The sequence below is a fragment of the Streptomyces sp. bgisy130 genome, assembly GCF_057708345.1.
In genome coordinates, this window is the sequence record NZ_JBYISA010000002.1 from 328,669 (window position 1) to 346,909 (window position 18,241).

At 70.6% G+C, this 18,241-nt stretch carries 16 protein-coding genes; 7 read left to right on the forward strand and 9 right to left on the reverse strand.

Annotation, left to right across the window (positions count from 1 at the left end; translation table 11 throughout):
- Positions 1-78: 78 nt before the first annotated feature.
- From AC3EUV_RS04200 to AC3EUV_RS04210, 3 genes are all read right to left on the reverse strand, one after another.
- Positions 79-2,943 carry a SpoIIE family protein phosphatase gene (locus tag AC3EUV_RS04200; RefSeq protein ID WP_432144461.1) on the reverse strand — a complete coding sequence of 955 codons (2,865 nt, stop codon included), beginning with the start codon at positions 2,941-2,943 and terminating at the stop codon, positions 79-81.
- Positions 2,944-3,184: 241 nt separating this feature from the next.
- Positions 3,185-4,150, reverse strand: a complete 966-nt coding sequence (locus tag AC3EUV_RS04205; RefSeq protein ID WP_432144460.1) for a cyclase family protein — start codon at positions 4,148-4,150, stop codon at positions 3,185-3,187.
- On the reverse strand, positions 4,147-5,574 hold the full coding sequence (locus AC3EUV_RS04210) for an FAD-binding oxidoreductase (RefSeq protein ID WP_432144459.1): 1,428 nt from the start codon (positions 5,572-5,574) through the stop codon (positions 4,147-4,149). The genes AC3EUV_RS04205 and AC3EUV_RS04210 overlap by 4 nt, the downstream gene beginning before the upstream one ends.
- 611 nt (positions 5,575-6,185) lie before the next feature.
- Between AC3EUV_RS04210 and AC3EUV_RS04215 the strand changes: the two genes are divergently transcribed.
- Positions 6,186-6,674, forward strand: coding sequence for a hypothetical protein (locus tag AC3EUV_RS04215; protein ID WP_432144458.1), 489 nt, complete (start codon positions 6,186-6,188; stop codon positions 6,672-6,674).
- Between the two features lie 244 nt (positions 6,675-6,918).
- Here AC3EUV_RS04215 and AC3EUV_RS04220 read toward each other — a convergent pair whose 3' ends face one another.
- Positions 6,919-7,089: a hypothetical protein gene (locus AC3EUV_RS04220; RefSeq protein ID WP_432144457.1), complete on the reverse strand. Its 171-nt coding sequence runs from the start codon at positions 7,087-7,089 to the stop codon at positions 6,919-6,921.
- A gap of 361 nt (positions 7,090-7,450) precedes the next feature.
- Here AC3EUV_RS04220 and AC3EUV_RS04225 point away from each other — a divergent pair, with 361 nt between their 5' ends.
- Positions 7,451-9,376: a M20/M25/M40 family metallo-hydrolase gene (locus AC3EUV_RS04225; protein ID WP_435602170.1), complete on the forward strand. Its 1,926-nt coding sequence runs from the start codon at positions 7,451-7,453 to the stop codon at positions 9,374-9,376.
- Between the two features lie 20 nt (positions 9,377-9,396).
- Positions 9,397-11,436 (forward strand): M36 family metallopeptidase, encoded by a 2,040-nt coding sequence (locus AC3EUV_RS04230; RefSeq protein ID WP_432144455.1) that lies wholly within the window; start codon positions 9,397-9,399, stop codon positions 11,434-11,436.
- Between the two features lie 109 nt (positions 11,437-11,545).
- On the opposite strand, the gene AC3EUV_RS04235 is transcribed toward AC3EUV_RS04230, so the two are convergent.
- On the reverse strand, positions 11,546-11,824 hold the full coding sequence (locus AC3EUV_RS04235) for an antibiotic biosynthesis monooxygenase family protein (protein ID WP_432144454.1): 279 nt from the start codon (positions 11,822-11,824) through the stop codon (positions 11,546-11,548).
- Positions 11,821-13,884: a fumarylacetoacetate hydrolase family protein gene (locus tag AC3EUV_RS04240; RefSeq protein WP_435602171.1), complete on the reverse strand. Its 2,064-nt coding sequence runs from the start codon at positions 13,882-13,884 to the stop codon at positions 11,821-11,823. The genes AC3EUV_RS04235 and AC3EUV_RS04240 overlap by 4 nt, the downstream gene beginning before the upstream one ends.
- Before the next feature lie 58 nt (positions 13,885-13,942).
- On the opposite strand from AC3EUV_RS04240, the gene AC3EUV_RS04245 reads away from it, so the two are divergent.
- Both AC3EUV_RS04245 and AC3EUV_RS04250 read left to right on the forward strand, forming a co-directional pair.
- Complete coding sequence (locus AC3EUV_RS04245; RefSeq protein ID WP_435602173.1) at positions 13,943-14,548, forward strand: TetR/AcrR family transcriptional regulator; 606 nt, start codon at positions 13,943-13,945, stop codon at positions 14,546-14,548.
- A 161-nt stretch (positions 14,549-14,709) separates the two neighbouring features.
- Positions 14,710-15,054, forward strand: a complete 345-nt coding sequence (locus AC3EUV_RS04250; protein ID WP_435602174.1) for a DUF6479 family protein — start codon at positions 14,710-14,712, stop codon at positions 15,052-15,054.
- Positions 15,055-15,152: 98 nt separating this feature from the next.
- On the opposite strand, the gene AC3EUV_RS04255 is transcribed toward AC3EUV_RS04250, so the two are convergent.
- From AC3EUV_RS04255 to AC3EUV_RS04265, 3 genes are all read right to left on the reverse strand, one after another.
- The gene (locus AC3EUV_RS04255) at positions 15,153-15,605 is read right to left on the reverse strand and encodes an SRPBCC family protein (protein ID WP_432144450.1); all 453 of its coding nucleotides are present in this window, start codon (positions 15,603-15,605) and stop codon (positions 15,153-15,155) included.
- 180 nt (positions 15,606-15,785) lie between these two features.
- The gene (locus AC3EUV_RS04260) at positions 15,786-16,286 is read right to left on the reverse strand and encodes a DinB family protein (RefSeq protein ID WP_432144449.1); all 501 of its coding nucleotides are present in this window, start codon (positions 16,284-16,286) and stop codon (positions 15,786-15,788) included.
- A 45-nt stretch (positions 16,287-16,331) separates the two neighbouring features.
- A complete protein-coding gene (locus AC3EUV_RS04265) occupies positions 16,332-16,958 on the reverse strand; it encodes a class I SAM-dependent methyltransferase (protein WP_432144448.1) in 627 nt (208 codons plus the stop codon).
- Between the two features lie 87 nt (positions 16,959-17,045).
- On the opposite strand from AC3EUV_RS04265, the gene AC3EUV_RS04270 reads away from it, so the two are divergent.
- Together AC3EUV_RS04270 and AC3EUV_RS04275 are read left to right on the forward strand one after the other, a co-directional pair.
- The gene (locus AC3EUV_RS04270) at positions 17,046-17,654 is read left to right on the forward strand and encodes a helix-turn-helix domain-containing protein (RefSeq protein WP_435602175.1); all 609 of its coding nucleotides are present in this window, start codon (positions 17,046-17,048) and stop codon (positions 17,652-17,654) included.
- Positions 17,655-17,809: 155 nt separating this feature from the next.
- A complete protein-coding gene (locus AC3EUV_RS04275; protein WP_435602176.1) occupies positions 17,810-18,178 on the forward strand; it encodes a low affinity iron permease family protein in 369 nt (122 codons plus the stop codon).
- Positions 18,179-18,241: the final 63 nt, after the last annotated feature.

An 18,241-nucleotide genomic window follows, 5' to 3' on the forward strand; every position in this document is an offset into this window, starting at 1 on the left:
CTGACGGTGCATTACCGGCCGGGTCACCACATTTCCGTCATGCTAAGGCCCGCTTCGGCCCCGATGCCGGATGGGCTGTCAGATGGCGGGAATGTCGTCGAAGCAGACCTCGGCGGTGCCGGGCTTTCCGCCGGGAGCCTCCAGGGCGCACTCGGCCCAGATGATTTTGCCGTCGGCCGGGTAGCGGGTGCCCCACGCCTGGGCGAGCTGCGCGACGAGGAACAGACCGCGGCCGCCCTCGTCGGTGGTGGCCGCCCGGCGCAGATGCGGGGCGGTGCTGCTGGCGTCGGAGACCTCGCAGATCAGCGTGCGGTCGTGGAGCAGGCGTACCTGGATGGGCTCGGTGCCGTAACGGATGGCGTTGGTGACCAGCTCGCTGAGCAGGAGTTCGGTGGCGAAGACGGCATCGTCCAGCCCCCATTCGGCCAGCCGGCGGGTCACGGCCGCGCGGATGCCGGCGACGCACGCGGGGTCGGCGGGCACGTCCCAGGTGGCGATCCGCTGGGGGGCCAGGGCGTGGGTGCGGGCGACGAGCAGGGCGATGTCGTCGGTGGGGTGCGGGGGCACCACGGTCCGGAGGACGGCCTCGCAGGTGTCCTCGGGCGAGCGGTCGGGGTGCGCCACGGCCTGGCGCAGCCGGTCGAGTGCCGCGTCGACGTCACGGTGGCGGTCCTGGAGGAGCCCGTCGGTGTAGAGGACGAGCTGGCTGCCCTCGGGAAGGTGGAACGCGGCGGTTTCGAACGGGAGCCCGCCCAGCCCCAGTGGAGGGCCCGCGGGGAGGTCGGGGAAGGTCACCGTGCCGTCGGGGTGGACGATCGCGGGCGGCGGGTGGCCGGACCGGGCCATCACACACTGCTGGGAGGTCGGGTCGTAGATGGCGTACAGGCAGGTGGCGCCGATGATGCCGGGGCCGGTGGCGGGGTCTTCCGCGGTGTCCTCGTCCCGGTCGAGGCGGCCCACGAGCTTGTCGAGGTGGGTGAGGACTTCATCCGGGCCCAGGTCCAGTTCGGCGAAGTTGCGCGCGGCGATACGCAGCCGGCCCATGGTGGCGGCCGCATGCATACCGTGCCCGACGACATCCCCGACGATCAGGGCGATCCGGGTGCCGGAGAGCGGAATGACATCGAACCAGTCCCCGCCGGCCCCGGACGCGGCCGGCAGATAGCGGTAGGCGACCTCGGCGGCGTTCTGCTCGGGGAAGCTGTGCGGCAGCAGGCTGCGCTGCAACGCCAGGACCATGGTGTGTTCGCGGGTGTAACGGCGTGCGTTGTCAATGCAGATGGCCGCGCGGGTGGCGAGTTCCTGGGCCAGCGAACGGTCGTCGTCGCCGAACGGGGCCGGATCGGTCGAGCGGTAGAAGCTCGCCACACCCAGGGCGATGCCGCGGGCGAGGAGGGGGACGGCGATGAGCGAGTGGAGGTGGTGGTCGAGGAGCCGCTGGGCGTGCCCGGGATCCTGCCCGATCCACCCGGTGGCGGCCCGCAGATCGGGTTCCAGGACCGGCTCCCCGGTGGCCAGACAGCGGAGCTGGGGCGTGGTCGGGCGGAGCACGACCGGCTCACCTGCGGGGTAGAAGGGGCAGTCGTCGCGAATGCCGTGGACGACCGTGCGGTGCAGACCGGAGCGCGGGTCGGTCGGCTCCTCGCCGCGCAGCACCGCCTCGGGCAGGTCGATGGTGACGAAGTCGGCCAGGCGCGGTACGGCCATCTCGGCGAGCTCCTGGGCGGTCCGGCTCACGTCCAGGGTGGTGCCGATGCGGGTGCTGGCCTCCGACAGCAGCTCCAGACGGCGCCGCGCCGCCACGGCGTACTTCCCCACCTCCGGCTCGCCCAGCAGCACCAGTCCGCCGGCCGCGGTGTCGGATGCTGCGTGGTCGGTGGCGTCGGGCCGGTGGGCGGTCGCCACCGCCGGGCCGGATCCGAGGTCGGGAAGCCGCTCGGGATGCGGGGCGGCGGCCGCCAGGGCCTGCTCCGCCAAGGTGGCGGGGGGTGTTCCGGCTTCGGCGGGTACGGCAAGGCGCTGGTGGCTCGACGGGAGGACCGCTTCGATGACGATCCCCTCCACCCCGGAGGCGCTCGTCACGGGACGGCTCAGCAAGGTGACCCGCCGGCCGCCGGGCAGCGACACCTCGACGGCGGCCCGCTGGGCCGAGGCGATGAGTTCGGTGGCCTTCTCCTTCAGGATCATCTGGTCCCGCCAGTCCAGACCGCTCTCGGCGAGCTCGCCCAGCTGCCCGTTGCCGCTCGTATCGCCGCTCGGCGCGTGGCGCCTGGCTTCGAGGTACGCCTCCAGCAACGCCCGTTCCCGCGTCGAACTCTGCTCCAGCAGCCGCCGTTCGATGACGCCGGCGGCCTTGCGGATCACGGTATTCAGCCTGGCGTCCACGTCGGTGAGCGGATAGCCGAAGCAGAGCACGCCTTCAATACGCCCACTGAGCAGGTTCCGGACGGGAATTGCCGCGCAGGCGTTGGACTGTGAGCGTTCGGCGAAGTGCTCGGCCCCGTAGACAGTGATCAGCTGCCGTTCCGCCAGCGCCAGCCCGATCCCGTTCGTCCCGCCGAACCGCTCGGCGAACACGAAGCCCGGCGTGCTCTGGATCGCGGCCAGATGCCGCACCAGGGAGGGTTCGCCGAAGCGGCGTTGCAGCACCGCGCCGCGCCCGTCGGCGAGCGACACATTCATGTTCCGGCCCGCGAACCGACTCTGAAGCCGGTCCAGTACGGGCATCGCGGCGCGGACGAGCCGGCCGTCCAGATCGAGATCCTGGCGGTAGGGGAGTTCGCAGCCGTCCGGTGTCAGCCCCAGTGACCGGGAGCGCTGCCATGAATCCAGGATCGGGCTCCGGACCGCTCCCTCGACCGATCCACCACGAAGGAACTGCTCACGGGCGCGTGCGGGACCGTGGTCCTCTCCCGCCAGCCCCATCCCAATCACTTCCCACATGGGTGCATGCCACGATGGCCACCCGTACGTCGGAGCAGCTGTCCCATTTGATCTCATTGTAGAGCTTTGTGTATCTGGTGGTGCTGATCACGGACCCGGAGGGGAGCCGTCGCCGCGGGCGCCTCCCGGGACGCGGCCACGCGGCCCGACGGGCGGAGAGTGCGGCCGGACATCACGGTGATCATGCCCGTGACCTGTACTCCAGCCGGTTGCCGGGGTGCGGTCCGGCGCCCGCAGGCCGTCACAGGACCGCGACCGGAGTCACGGGCGAGCCGGTGCCGCCGGGGATGTTCAGGGGAGCTACCAGGAGTAGGAACTCGTAACGGCCCGTCCCGGCGCTCGCGGCGGAGAGCGCCTCCAGGTCGAGGTTGTCCAGGAGCGGCACCCCCATCGCGGCGACCGCGAGCGCATGCACCGGGGAGTGCAGACCGTCGACCGGCGAGGGCCGTACGTCACTGTCGCCGTCGCCGCCGAGCAGCGCGATACCGCGCTCGGCCAGCAGGGGCATGGCGTCCACATGCAGGCCCGCGCTCGCCGCGCCGGTGTTCCAGGCGCCCTGTTCCTGACGGCGGCGGAGAGCGCCGGACCGGAGCAGCACCGCGTCGCCGTCGCCGATCGTCACCTCCAGCGCCTGCTCCGCGGCGAGGATGTCCGTGGCGTGCACCGCCCGTCCGGGCTCCAGCCAGGGGACCCCGAGCACGGTGGGCAGATCGAGGAGCACGCCCCTGGTCGCCAGCGGCCCCAGCGCGGACACGGCTCCGAACCGCGCCCCTCCGGCGTCGATGCACTCCTGAGCCGCACGGCCCTCGTAGAGCTGCCCGCGATAGGCGACATGGGACAGCGCGTCCAGATGACTGACGGCCTTGCCGTGGTAGTCGACGGCGATGAAGTCCTTGTGTGTGGCGGGTTCCGGAGGCTCGACATCACCGAGGTCGGACATGTAGTGCAGGGCGGGCTTGCTGTTGTCCGGGCCGGGCGCGGTGTCCCAGGGGCGCGCCATCGGGACGAGCGTGCCGGACCTGACCAGCGCGGCGGCCCGCCGTACATGCTCCGGCGTCACCCGGTTCCAGGCCCCGCGGTCGGCGGCGGCCCAGTGGCCCCAGGTACGCACCGCCGCGAACAGCGCGTCGAACTCCGGGCGGGACACGGCGCCCTCGCCGGTGGCGGCCGGCGGGGGAGCCGGTGCGTCACCCGGGTCGCTGCTCACGCCCGGGTGACCGCTTGCGGGAAGTCGAAGACCTTGTCCGGGTCGTATGCGTACGCGACCGAGCGCAGCCGGGCCAGGTTCGGGCCGTAGTAGGCCGTGCCCCAGTCGGGGAGGGCCGGGTCGATGTAGTTCACGTAACCGTCCTTGATGCCCAGGTCCGCGAGACCCGCCACGACCTGGCCGACGCCGTGCGTCACCGCGGCTTCGGACGCCGCCGTCGCGCTCGCGTAGATCTGCGCGGTGGCGAAGGCCTTGCGGTGCGGGAAGGCGGTCTCCTGGACGCCGACATCGGCCACCGCACCACCGAGTGCGTCGAGGATCAGGGCCATCCCCGGGCGGTTCTTGAGCAGGGCGGCGACACCGCCCGGGTCGGCGGTGTGGGTGGCGAGGATCCGCGACGAGGCGACGAACGACTGCCGGTCGGGACTGCCGGAGAAGAAGCGCATGGCCTTGAAGTAGTCGCGGTCCTCCACCCTTCGCTGGGTGGGCCGCACCGTGCGCGCGACCAGGTCGTTCAGCAGGGGATTGCAGGCGCTGCTGGGCCCGACGAAGCAGCCGGCCACCTTGCAGCCCGGGTTGGTCCCGCCCGAGATATTGAGGTTGGCCCACATCGCCCGGGGCGCGGCCGTGATCCACGGCTGCCATCCGGCCAGCACCTTCTTCACGTTCCCCGCCCCGAAGTCCAGCACGAACACGGTCAGGGCCGGAGCCGGGTCGGTCGCGAAGGTGAACCGCGTGACGACCCCGAAGTTGCCTCCGCCGCCACCGCGGAGGGCCCAGAACAGATCCGGCTCCTGGGTGGCCGAGGCGGTCAGCGTCCTGCCGTCCGCGGTGACGACCTCGGCGGACACCAGATGGTCACAGGTGAGCCCGAACTTGCGTTGCAGCACACCGATTCCGCCACCCAGGGCCACCCCGGCGATGCCGACGGTGAAACAGGAGCCGCCGGGCAGACAGCGGTTGGCCTTTCCGAGTCCGGTGTAGATGTTCCCCAGGGTGGCCCCGGCGCCGATGGCGGCGGTACCGTCCGGCCGGACCTCCACGGTCGACAGACGTCGCAGGTCGATGGTGAGACCGTCGGGCGGCGCAGAGTAGCCGACATAGGAGTGCCCCCCGCTGCGGGCCGCCAGCGGCACCCGGTGCGCGGCCGCCAGCACCGACTCGCGGACATCGGCCACCGACGCGCACTGCGCCACCGCCGCGGGCACCCGGTCGTCATTGAGCGGATTGAAAAGCTTCCTGGCGCTCTCGAACCCGGCGTCGCCCGGCCGCAGCAGCACCCCCTCCAGCCGCCTGCGAAGGCCGTCCCAGTCCACGTTGTTTCTGACGGTGGCCGTCCGTCCGCCGGCCTGTGGGGAACTCCCCGCGCCTCCACGGGCCCCGGTGCCGGCCCCGGATGCGTGGAACAGAGGATCCCGCGCCATGGTCACCATCTCCCTCTGGAGAGGCCAGGAAAGCGGGCAAGTTGTCCGTTTCGTGCGGATATCTTCACGCTAACACGGTGTAATGGCCGCCTCCAGTCGGCGGCTCGACGCCTCGGAGGCGCTGGTCAGGGCCAGTTGAAGCGTTGACCATCTCGGCGAACGGGCGGATCGCAGCAGAGCCGGCGATCGAAGAGGTCCAGCGGATTGCGCCAATGGCGCTGATCCGCCTCGGAGTTGTACGCGGCGGTGTCGGTCTGGGTGTAGCCATGGCGGGGCCCTCGTGCAGCTCGCTGCGGTAGGTCACGCTGTCGGCGTCCAGGGTCCGCTCCAGGCGCGCGATCCGGTCGGCCGCGCCTTTCCTCGGGTCCTCAGGTCCTCGGGCTCCGGGCGGCAGCGACGCGCCAGGGCGGCCACCCGTCCGCCGGTCACACGTCGGCGGATTTCCCCACCGTAGTCACCCGGGAACCGGCTGTACGGGAACCGGCGCGTCCCTCAGAGAGGCGCTCCCGCCTCCGCCCCGGTCGATCTGTCGAGAGCCCACCACGGACGCCCCGCAAGACTGTGCATGCTCGTACAAGTCCCTTGCGTTTCACCTGTGTTGGAATCCAGGCATGGCCATTCCCTCTGCCGGACCACCGGTGTCACCCTCCGGGAACGAGCCCTCCGGTCGGCTGCGTGCCGAGGTGGAGCGGTTATGTGACGAAGCGCTGCGACAGAAGGACCTCGCGCATCGCAGAGCTGACTTCTGGGCCAAGGTCGATATCGCGCTGGGGTTCCCGGCGGCGCTGCTCGCCGGCGTATCCGGAGCGGCGGGTCTGGCCTCGGTGGACGCCCGCATCCCCGCGGCCTTGGTGGCGCTGACCGCGGCGGGATGTGCGGCGGGGGCCGGCTTCCTCCGGGGTGACAACCGGCGGGTGGCCAACAAGCGTGCCCGGCAGGCCTGGGCCGCCGTGGAGGCCAAGGCCCGGATGAAGCTGGCCAAGGAACGGCTGGACCCCGAGGACCTCGGCGAGGTGCTGGAGCGGCGCCAGATCGCGCTGGCGGCGTACGAAGGGGAGGACTTCCCGCCCGAGGGGCCACCGGCGGTGCCCGGCCGATAGTCACGTACGGCCACCGGGCCTACCCGACGCCACCCCGTTCGGTCAGCTTCTTGAGGGTCAGCAGCCGGCCGGCGCCGCGACATCAACGGCCCGGATCCGCCCCTCGGCAGGGACCGTCACCAGGCGATCGCAGGGATAGCGCGCTTCCTGCTCGGGACCCGTGGCGCCCCAGACTCTCCCGGACAGGTTCATACCGCGATCCTATGGGACCGCTCACTCCTCGGCCGCGGCCGGTCGCCGAACGTCAGTTATGGCCGAACTTCCGCTGCGCCTTATGGGCAACATGCTTCGTCATCGGCTGCTCCGGCTCCTGCGGGGACGTTGACTTCGTTTTCCCCTTTGTCTCCGCGACGGTGCCGTGTTCATGGCCGCCGGTGCGGGCGCCGCGGTTTTGCCGGCTCTGTTTCTTGCCCACGATCGTGCCTCCTGGCGGATCTCGAACGATGAGCCGGTACCAGACTTTCATGGGCGTACGAGGAGTGCATTTCGGCGGATCGGAAGGTCGGCACGGTCCCCGAGAGGTCTCCGGGAGCTGCGCTGACCAGGTGTCATGGGGTGGATGAGAGCGCCGTCATGGACGCACAGGCCGCCGGCGTCCGGCTCAGGATGCGAGGCGGCAGCACCCCGCGGACAATGGAAGAGGCGGGGAATTCGTAGCGGCGCGCACGCAGCCGCAGCCGCCACCCGCCTTGCACGCCCCACGAATACGGGGTCTTGCTTCGGGGCACCGCGGAGCCCCGTTACGGGGGCGCGCACTCTCTTCTGGAGGCGCCGAAATGGCCGTGCTGCTCTTCGATATCGGTGAAACGCTCGCGGATGCGATCATCGGGGCCGACGACTCCCTGACGCTGCGCCCGCGGCCCCGGGTTTTCGAGGTCCTCGATGCGGTGGCGGGGCTGCGTAAGGGCATCATTTCGAACCCGGGCCCCGGGGAGGCCGCCCGCGCCCGCGCGGCAGCGGCCTTGCAAGCGGCCTTCCCGGGACGCTTCACGGACGAGAGTCTGCTGCACTGGGGCCCGAAGACCGCTCGCGGCATCTTCGACGACGCGGTGGCGAGCGCGGGCGTCCCGGCCGATGACTGCGTCTTCGTCGGTGAAGCCCCCGAGGAGCGTGCGGTCGCCCGCGAGGCCGGGATGCGGGCCGCCGCCCACCCGGTTTTCGCGCTCGCCGCCGTCGAGGGCCGCCCGGTGTTCTGGGCGAGAATCGAGGTGCCGGCCGACCGGAGTCTGGCCGACCTGGAGGCGATCGCGAATGCCGGGGAAGTCGTCCCGGTCCATGTGGCCTCCCCCCACCTCGTCCTCGTCATGGCGAGCGCGCGAGGAGTGAACGCGCTGGAGCAGGGCGGTTTCCCCGCTGACATCCGGGGCCAGGTGGTGGAGACCACGGCCTTTCTGATCCGCGACGACCGCCCGGTCTCCCTCCCGGACGCGTTCACGGACGTCTCGGCGACCGCCAAGGCCACGGCGGAAGCCACCATGCGCGCCGCGGCGGCCTTCGACTTCCTCGCGAGCGCCCTCGACGAGCCGGAACCGTCCATCGTCCCGCTCGGCCCGGCCCCAGGAGGCATCTATATCGCCGCCGCGGCCGGCACCCCCGTCGAAGAGCTGCACCCCGCGGAGGCGAAACCCGGCCACACCGAGCGTCTGCTGCCCGACCCGGCCCTGCTCTCCCGGCCGGGGGAGGCCCAAGTCCCGGGATTCGCCGCTGGGTTCGCGAACGGTGTGCCCTCCGCGGAGACCATTGCCGCGGTCCGTGCGGCCATCACCCCCGCGGCGCTGCGCGGCCATGTCGCCCGTATCTCCGGCGTCGACCCGCTTGTCGAGGGCGAGCCGCTGACGATCCGCAGCCGCGACGCGTCGAGTCCGGACAACCCCCGCGTCGTCAGCGCACTCGCCCGCCGGCTCGATGACCTCGGCCTCACGGTCAGACGGCATGAGTTCTCGTGGCACGGGCGCCGGCTCTCCAACGTCGAGGCGGAGTTCCCCGTCGCGGGAGCGGACTCCGCCGTGCTCATCACCGCACACCTCGATTCGACCGCGGACCGGGGCGAGTTCTTCGACAGCAGCGGCCGGCCGCGCCCCTATGACCCCGCCCGCGACCCGGCACCCGGCGCAGACGACGACGGGAGCGGGACGGCGGCGGTCCTGGCCGCGGCCGAGTGTCTGAGCACGATGATCGCCGACGGCAGGGCACCGGCGCGGACGCTGCGCTTTGTCCTCTTCAACGCCGAGGAGCAGGGCATGGTCGGCAGCAAGGCCTATGCGCGCGCGGCGGCCGCGGCCGGTGACCGGATCGTCGGTGTGCTTCAGATGGACATGATCGCGGGCTTCCGGGGCGGGACCCGCACGATGGAAATCCACACGGGCTCGTCGGTCCCCGGCCCGGTCGTGGGCGCCTCCGACGCGCTCGGGGGACGCATCGCCCAGGCCGCCCCGGCGCTCGCCGCCGACTTCTCGCTCCAGTCCCTCACGGGCGTCGGCGACCCGGCCGCCGGACGGAGCGATCACGCGAGCTTCCATGAACGCGGTTGGGCAGCCGCCGCCGTCTGCGAGAACTTCTTCGACGACACGGCGCCCGCGACCGGCACCCGGCAGTACCACATGCCGGGCGACACCCTCCTCGACGAGGACCACGACACGGACTACGCCGCCGGGATCGCCCGCACGGTCGCGGCGGCGGCACTCACGCTCGCGGGCCTCTGAATCCGCACAAGGAGCACGCCATGAGCGTAATGATCGACAAGCGGAACAAGAGCTACGACCGCTTGGCCAGTGTCGCCGAAGCCGACGCCTTTCTCGACCACACCGAACGCGTGGCGGCCGAGGTCGACCACACCCTCGTGGCGGACCGCAGCAAGGTGAACCGCTTCACCGGCCATCTGACGGAGCTACGGGTGGCCGGTGCTCCTGGTATCACCGGCCTGGAAGAGTCGGTGCCGATACCCGATGCCGGCTATATCGCCCAGGCCAAGCGGTACGTCACCTCGGTCGCCGAGGCGATCGGCTTCGCGGCCGGTGAGCCGGCCGAGTTCGAGGCCGACCCGAATGTGATGACGACCAGCGAGGGCCTGCGCGTCGTGAGCCTCCAACAGGTGCTCAACGGCATCGAGGTGTGGGCCATGGCGCCGAAGGTGTGGCTGCACGAGAACGGCACGGTCGACCGGGTTATTGGCGACACCGTGAGCGCACCGGCGGACCTGCCGTCCAGGCCGACCGTACCGGCCGAGGTGGCGCTGCGGGCGGCAGCCGCGAAGGCCGCCGAGCCGACCACGCTCCGCGGAGTCTTCGGCGACGACGAACTCCCGCGGCTCGACATCTCGGCCGGCTTCGAGCGGCTGTCGCACCAGGCGCGGAACGACCAGCCGATGACGTTCGGCAAGGGACCGTTCGAGGAAGCCGTCCCGGCCCGGCTCGTCTACCTGTACATGGGTGACGATGCCCGCCTCACCTGGATGTTCACCTTCTCACGGGAGAAACTCGCCGCTCAGTACCATGCCTTCGTCGAGGCCGACGACCGGACCCAGAACCCGGACGAGCCCGAGATCCTCTACTTCTACGACACGGTCCGGCACGCGGTCGCCGGACGGGTCTTCCAGCGCAATCCGGCCGAGAGCACCTTTGACACCGTCCCGTTCCCGCTGCCGACGGACAGCTATCCGACCACGGTACCCAGCGGACTGCCCACCGGCTTCCCGCTGCCCTGGGCGGAGGCGCACCAGGGAAAGGTCTCGACCGAGGGCAACAACGTCCGCGCGCTCAACGGGACGACCCGCCGCCCCGTCGAGGTCATCATCGATGACGAGGGCAACAGCCTCTTCGACCCCGTAGAGGACAGTCCCGAGCAATTCGTCACCAACATCTTCTACTTCTGCAACTTCGCCCACGACCTCTTCATGATGCTCGGCTTCACGGAGGACCAGGGCAACTTCCAGACCACGAACGTCACGGGCCTGGGGCAGGGAGCGGACCCGGTCCGGGCCCTCGCGCACCCGGGAGCGGTGTTCGGGACGGCCAACATGGCCACCCGGGCGGACGGCCTGGAAGCCGTGATGAACATGGGCCTGGTCACCGGCACCGGCCGCCACACGGCCGACGACCTCGATGTCGTCCTCCATGAGTTCTGCCACGGGGTGTCGAACCGTCTCGTCGGGGGCCTGTTCGACGCGAACGGACTGGAGGAGGACCAACCGGTCGCGATGGGCGAGGGCTGGGGCGACCACTTCGCCCTCACCACCAGGAACTTCTCAAACACCCAGGAGCGCTCCGTCATTGGCAACTGGGTCGTCAACCGGCCGAAGGGCATCCGGCAGCGGCCTTACGACTCGCAGTACCCCGGAGCCTTCGGCGACATCGGCAAGGGGCCGGGAGAGGTCGCGGGCGCCGGCAACGGCGATCTGAGCTACCAGGAAGTCCATGACGTCGGTGAGATCTGGTGCGCGGCACTCATGGAACTGACCCGCAAGGTCGCCAAGGCGCTCGACAACAAGGAGCGGGGCTACCAGGTGACATGGCAGGCGGTCGTCGACGGCATGAAGCTCACACCGAAGAACCCCACCTTCCTCGTCGCCCGCGACGCCATCCTGCGGGCCCTCAAGGCAATGAAGGGCGGCGCGCTGACCAGCGCCGAATACACCTCGGTCCGGAAGGCGGCCTGGGAAGCCTTCGCACGATTCGAGATGGGCTTCGACGCCTTCTGCCCGAACGCCACCTTCATCGGATGCCGGGGTGGCACCGCGATGCCGCCCGCGGATCACGAGGACTAGGACGACGCACCGTCATCTTCACCCCCGGCCGCAGCTCTCCCGCCACTCGGCGGGAGAGCTGCGCGCCGAAGTCACCAGCCGTGGCCGCACGTCGGCAGGCGCAGTGGTGTCAGCAGGCCGTCAGCCGGACGATCTCGCGAGGGCGGGATTCGCGCTCGTCGAAGTCAAGGTCCAGCCCTGCCGACATGACGGTGGCGAACGATGTCTGAGAGGCTTCCTCGGACTCCCACTGCACTGTCGAAACCACCGCGTCGGCGGACTCCCAGCACTCGGCCGACAGACATCCCGGTGTCCCCCGGAACGCCTCGGCGACCTGCTGGACGCGGGTGATGAACTCCGCACGGTGAGCAGCGTGCGGATAGTGGTGCGCGACCATTGCTACCTTCATGATTCTCTCCTTGGTGGTGCTCGGTGGTGCTCAGTGGCGCTCAGTGGCGGGTCTGGTACCGGGGCGCCGGAGTTGAGGGCGCCGGGCCCGGGCTCGATGTGCGTGACCGGGTGCACGGTCCGGTTGCCCACCTCGGACTGCCGACGCCGGTCCCATTCGGCCATCAGCCCGAACAGGGCGAACCTGTCGAGCACCGGCTGTTCGGCGTGGATCTCGCGGTAGCGCCGGTAGACGTTGACCACCGCGCGTTCGGCATCCAGCCAGTCGGCGTACCGGTCCAGATCGACCCCGAACGCCGCCTCTTCGAAGTCGAGGCCCCTGGCGTAGGCGGCGTCGGCCTGTGCGATGAGGTGGCTGAAGTAGTCGCGGACGGCGCGGATCCCGTCGGCGTCGGTCACCGGGCCGTGGCCCGGCACCACCGTCGACGCGCCGAGGCCGAGCATCGCGTCGCAGGCGGCGATCCAGTTGGCGAGCGGGCCGCTCCATACGATCGGGGTGCAGCCGATGAACAGCAGATCGCCCGCGAAGAGCACCCCCGCGTCAGGAAGGTGCACCACGGTGTCGGCCTCGGTGTGGGCGGGCCCGAGATTGAGCAGCCGCACCTCGCGACCGCCCACGTCGAGGGTGAGCCGCCGCTCGAAGGTCCGGTCGGGAGTGCGCAGCCGGATGCCGCCGAAGTCGAACCGCCCGAAGCGGTCGCGCAGATACGGCGTGAGCGTCGGCCCGAGATCCATGACCTGGAGGGCCGCGGTCAGTTCGGGCGCCATCTCGGTGCGCATCTCGTGCGCCGTCCCCTCGGCGGCGATGACGCACGCCGAGCCGGGAAGCAGCTGGCCGCCGTGGGTGTGGTCACCGTTGGCATGGGTGAGCACGGCATGGCTCAGCGGATGCCGATCCGTCACCGGCCGCATGCCCGCCAGCATCTCGGCGGTGAGCGGCAGGTCGTAGAGCGTGTCGACCAGCAGGGAGGCACCGTCGCCCGCGATCAGCCCCGCATTGCTCCAGCCGTACCCGCCGTCGGGCAGCAGCCATGCCCAGACGCCGTCACCGACCTGATGCAGCCCCTTGGTGTACGGCAGGACGGAGGGAGCCGGGTTGACCCGCGGCCGACGGGGCGGTGCGGTGGGATCGGGCCGGGCGGCGAGCGGATGGGGCGGGACACCGGCCCGTACGGTCTGCCGTACCTCGCCCAGCCCCTCGGCGCGCAGCGACACCACATCGCCGTCCTTGAGCCAGCCGCGGAACGCCCCGAGGTCACCGAAGCCGAGGTGTTCCACCAGGCAGCAGCCGGGCACGGTGCCCGAGCCGAAGACCTCTCCCGGCTGGAGCTCAACTCCCCGGGAGGCATAGGAGATGACCTCGCCGAAGGACCAGTCCATGGCATCGGTACGGCCCGCACCGACCAGCTCGCCGTTGACCTCGGCCCGCACCGGGAGCGCAAGCCTGCCGTCCGGACCGAACGGCAGCTCGTCCGGCGTGACCAGCCACGGCCCGAGCGTGGTCGCCCCGTCCTTGCCCTTCGCCTGGCCGATCTTGAGCTGGCTCTCCAGTGCCTGGAGGTCGCGGGCGCTCCAATCGCAGATGAGGGTGTAGCCGGCGATCTGGGCTTCGGCCTGTTCGGGCGTCAGATCGCGGCCCGCGGTGCCGATCACCGCGCCGATCTCCAGCTCGAAGTCGAACCAGGCGCTGCCGGGGGAGATGGGCACCTCGTCGTGCGGACCGATGACGGTGGCGGGGTTGGCGAAGTAGAAGGCGGGGATCTGGTACCAGGCCCGCTCCAGCGTTTCCGGGTCGCCGACGGCCCTGCGGCAGGCGCGCAGGTGGTCGAGGAAGCACAGGCAGTCCCGGAGGGACGGGGGTCTGGGGAGCGGGGCTTTCAGCGTGACGTCGGCGAGCGCGACGACATCTGCGGGCTCGGCGAGTGCGCGCTCGCCGGCCTGCCGCAGCGTGGGGCCGAGGAGTTCGATGAGGGAAGTGCCGTGCGGTAACGCATGGATCAGGTCGCCGTTGAGGACACCGGCCCGGTCGCCGTCTGCTGTGGCGTAGGTGACGAAGCGCAAAACACCCTCCCTGTGTTGGCCAGCATAGAATATTATTGCTAGCACAGAGGGAGGTGTCGTGACAACGCGACGACAGCAGACCAGCCACGAGAGCAGCGAGTTGATCCTCAGGGCGGCCGCGGAGCTGTTCGCGGAGAAGGGCTACCGGCAGACCACGTTCGCCGACGTGGCCGAGCGCTCCGGAATCAGCAGAGGGTCGATCCCCTGGCACTTCGGCAGCAAGGAAGGTCTCCTGCTGGCCGTCCTCGAACGCTCCGTGGAACTGATCCGCGCCGGACTCGCCGAGGAACCGGCGGAGGGGGCGCAGCCGGAGGAGGTGGTGGCGGGCTTCGATCGCCTGATGGGCGGCGCCGGCGCACTGTTCGCCCAGCCCACCACCAAGCTCTTCGTCACGCTCCTGGTGGAGGCGCTGGAACCGGGCTCCCCGATCCACGGCCGCTATGTCGAGATCCACAACACCCTGCGCGACCACTGCCGGCGCTGGCTGGAGCGGTTGCCGCTGCCGGCCGGGCTGTCCGCCGAGACGCTGGCCGTCACGATGATCGGCGCCGGCATCGGCATCCACCAGCAGTGGCTGCTGGCGCCCGAACGCGTCGACCCGGAGCAGGCGTTGGCCGCGCTGCGGACGCTGGTGGCGGGAGCGGTGCTGTCGGCCGGGGAGTGAACGACGGCGCGGTGCGCGAGTCCCGGCTCGGGAGAGAGGGCCCGCCAAGGCGCAGCTCTCGCCGTTCACCGCGACGTCGCCTCGCCCGAGCCCGTGGCAAAGGCGGGACCGCCGCGGAAGGGAGCGCCGCAGAGCCCGCCCCCCCCGCGTGCCCCCGGTGCGTGTCCCGTCCCCTGTGGGTACCCGCCCCGCATGGAGAATCCGCTGAACGAAGCCACGCATCCGTACGCACATCTGGCCGCTCCGCACGTGACAGCGGCGTCCTGTTCACGCTCGTGGGCGTCCTCGTCGTCGCCCTGCTGATCGCGGCCTTCGCATGGGGACGGCGCATCAGGTCCCGCGAACCGGGTCCACCCCACCCTGAGTCACAGCCCCGGTTGCCGCACGGCCAACTGGTCGGCGATTCCATGGAGAGCCGCGAGCCCGAGGAACTCCCGCGGACGGACCACCGGCGCAAGCCCCACGAGCTGAAGGGCAACGGCATCGACTCGCGGCGCCGCGACTGAGGGGGTGTCCCATGTGGTGAGTTTCGCCAGTCGCCGGCAGCAGGCCAGGGCTACGGCGGCGAGGCCGAGGACGGCGAGGAAGTGACTGCCTTTCCGTTTTACCGAGCCGGCTTGCCCTCCTCGGCGTAGCGGGCCAGCCCCTCCGCCATGCCCTGCATGAACTTCTGGAGGTAGCGCGGCATGAACCAGCCCAACAGCCGGCTCGTCTCGTACTCGCCGTACCAGTGGATGACCGTGCCTGAGCTCGCTGTCGGCTTCAGCTCGATGCGCGCGTGATAGTTGTGCATCGACGAATTGAACGCGTCTTCGTAGGCCAAGAGGCGTTGCTCGACCTTCTCGGTCAGCCGCTCCCCGGTCACGACGCGCCCCGTTCGGAAAGCCCGGACGGCACCGACGCCGTCGTCGCCGCCGGGGGCGAGGCCGACCGACCGTGTCGTGTCCAGACTGTCCACCTTGGACCACAGCGGCCAGCTTGCGGCGTGCACCAGCAGCTTCCAGACGATGTCCGGCGAGGCGCTGGTGGTCACTGTGACGTCGTATGTGTGGGGCATGGGAGAGGGCTCCTGTGAGTGGGTGTGGGCGGTGAACCCCGCGCCAAGAAGACGCGGTCGGCGTGGTCATCCGTCGAGGAAGCGCATGAGCTCGGCGGTGACGAACGAGGGGTTCTCCTCGACGAGCCAGCGCCCGGCCTTCGGCACCTCCATCGCCCGCACATTGTTGGTCAAGGTGGATCAGCGGCCGGTCGTGCCGTCGATGAGTTCGCGGAGGATGTCCGCATGGCCCGCGTGCCGGCCGGTCTCCTCGATCATGTGGGTGAGTGCCCAGCGGATGCTGGGAGATGGGCGGTCCGGCCGCGGTCGGGGGACCGGTGCGCCGAAATCGGTGCACCCGTCGAGAACGTCGTTCGCGCGCTTGACCGCGTCCCGGTAGCGGGCGACGACGTCGGCCACGCTGTCCGCCGGTGCGGCGTGGAACGTCGCCTGCCAGTCGGTGACTTCGTCGCCGAGGAACAGCGAGCGCTCGACGAAAGTCAGGTGGTTGAGCAGGCCGAGCAGATTCGTGCCCGACGGCACCGAGGCTGTGCGCACCTGCGGTTCGGGGGCGCCGTCGACCTTCGCGGCGATCGAGGTCCGGAGGTAGTCGAGGAATCCGCGCAGGACCTCGGTCTCGCTGCTTCCGGTCCGGGGCGGCGGGGTGTCGCGGCGGCGGTTGCGGAGCGTGGTGCTGGGCATCGTGGTCTCCCTTCCTTGGTTCGGGGGCTTGGCGCCGGCGCCGTGTCAGACGGTGCGGCGGATGAGGAGGACGTGGTCGGTGACCTCGGCGGTGCGCCCGTCCGGCCCGGTCGCGATCCGGCGGGGTGTGTCGGCCCGCTCGACCGTCCATGCCTCTGGCGCCAGGTCGATATCCGCGGCGATTTCCCGCGGGCTCGCGTAACGGACGTCGGGCTCCTGGTTCCACGACCACGGCGCGGCCGAGCCGTGGTCGACGACCAGCAGCCGCCCGCCGGGGCGCAGTGCGTGCGCCGCCGCTCGCAGGACGGTTGCCCGGTCCAGGTCAAAGGGGGTGTGGAGGTAGTGGGCGCAGACCAGGTCGAATCCGCCGGGCGGGAGAGACGTGTGCAAGTCGGCCCACACGGTGGTGACGCGGTCGGCCAGACCGTGTGAGCGGACGAGGGCGGCGAGCCGCTCGACCGCCACGGCCGAGATGTCGACGGCGGTGACCTGCCACCCCAGTCGGGCGAGCCACAGTGCGTCGCCGCCGTTGCCGCATCCGAGGTCCAACGCGTCACCGGGCGGCAGGCCCGTCGCCATCTCGGTGAGGCGGGCATTGGGCTGCGGGCCGCCGGCTAACGGTCGGGTCGCGTAGACGCCGTCCCAGAACGCGACCGCATCAGTGGTGCTCATCAAGGCTCCTTGTGTCGGGATGCGCCCAGTCTTGCCAGGCACCGCACGACCTGGCACGAAATCTTGCGGTTACGGCAAGATGGCCTGATGGAGCGCAAAACGGACGAGGACGTGCTCGATGCGGTGGGGCCGCGCCTTCGTGCGCTGCGTCGTGACCGCGGCATCACCCTCGCCGACCTCGCGGCGACAACCGGCGTTTCGGAGAGCACGCTGTCCCGGCTGGAGAGCGGGCAGCGCCGGCCGAGCCTGGAACTGCTGCTGCCGCTGGCCCGTATCTATGACGTTCCGTTGGACGATCTCGTCGGCGCCCCGCGCACCGGCGACCCCCGGATGCACCTCAAGCCGATCAGGCGGTTCGGGATGACCTTCGTGCCGCTGTCCCGGCGACCGGGTGGGGTGCACGCGTTCAAGATGATCATCCCCGCCCGGCCGGAACCACTCGAACCGACCCCGCAGACCCACGAAGGCTTCGAATGGCTCTATGTGCTCAACGGACGCCTGCGGCTCGTGACCGGCGACCGTGACCTGACACTGCCGCCCGGTGAGGCAGCCGAGTTCGACACGTCCCTGCCCCACTGGCTGGGCAGCGCCGACGGCGGCGTGGTGGAGCTGCTCATCCTGTTCGGCCTGCAAGGGGTGCGTGCGCACGTACGCACCGACCCTCATCGCTCCGGTCAGGCCGGGGGACGGTGGTGAACCCGGCTCGGGAAATCGCAGGCGCCGGCGCCAGGGATCGTGGAGAAGTCCAGCGTGACCCCATTGCGAGTGGAGCGTCGCTGTTCAAGTGAAAAACCGTGGCGCCTTCGGCATGGCGTGGTATGCCGTTGCCGTCCCCTGAGTATTCAGGTGCCATGACCCTTCGTCACCCCGCGGAGAGGGGCGGAAACCAGCGGGGGCGGTTCGCCGAACTGGCCCGGAAATCCTCGCATTTCACCAGCTCTCCCGCCTTCTTCGTGGTCTGTCTCGCTCTGATCGCGCTGTTCCTGGCCGTCCACTTCGCGCATCTGCCGCTGGGATGGCAGCTGCTGGCGGGGGGTTTGATGACCGCGGTGACGCTGCTCCTCCTTGCCCTGCTGAAGAATTCCGAGCTCCGTGCGGAACATGCGATCCAGCGGAAACTCGACGCCCTGGCAGCAGCCCTGCTGGAGTCCCGGGAAGGCAAGGGGGGTGAGGCGGCAGAGGATCTCCGGAAGGTGATTCGGCTGGAGGACGAGACATAGCAGCGCGTAGGGGAACGGACGGGCTTTTACGCCGCCTGGCCACTGGCGCGGCCGGTGAGAGAA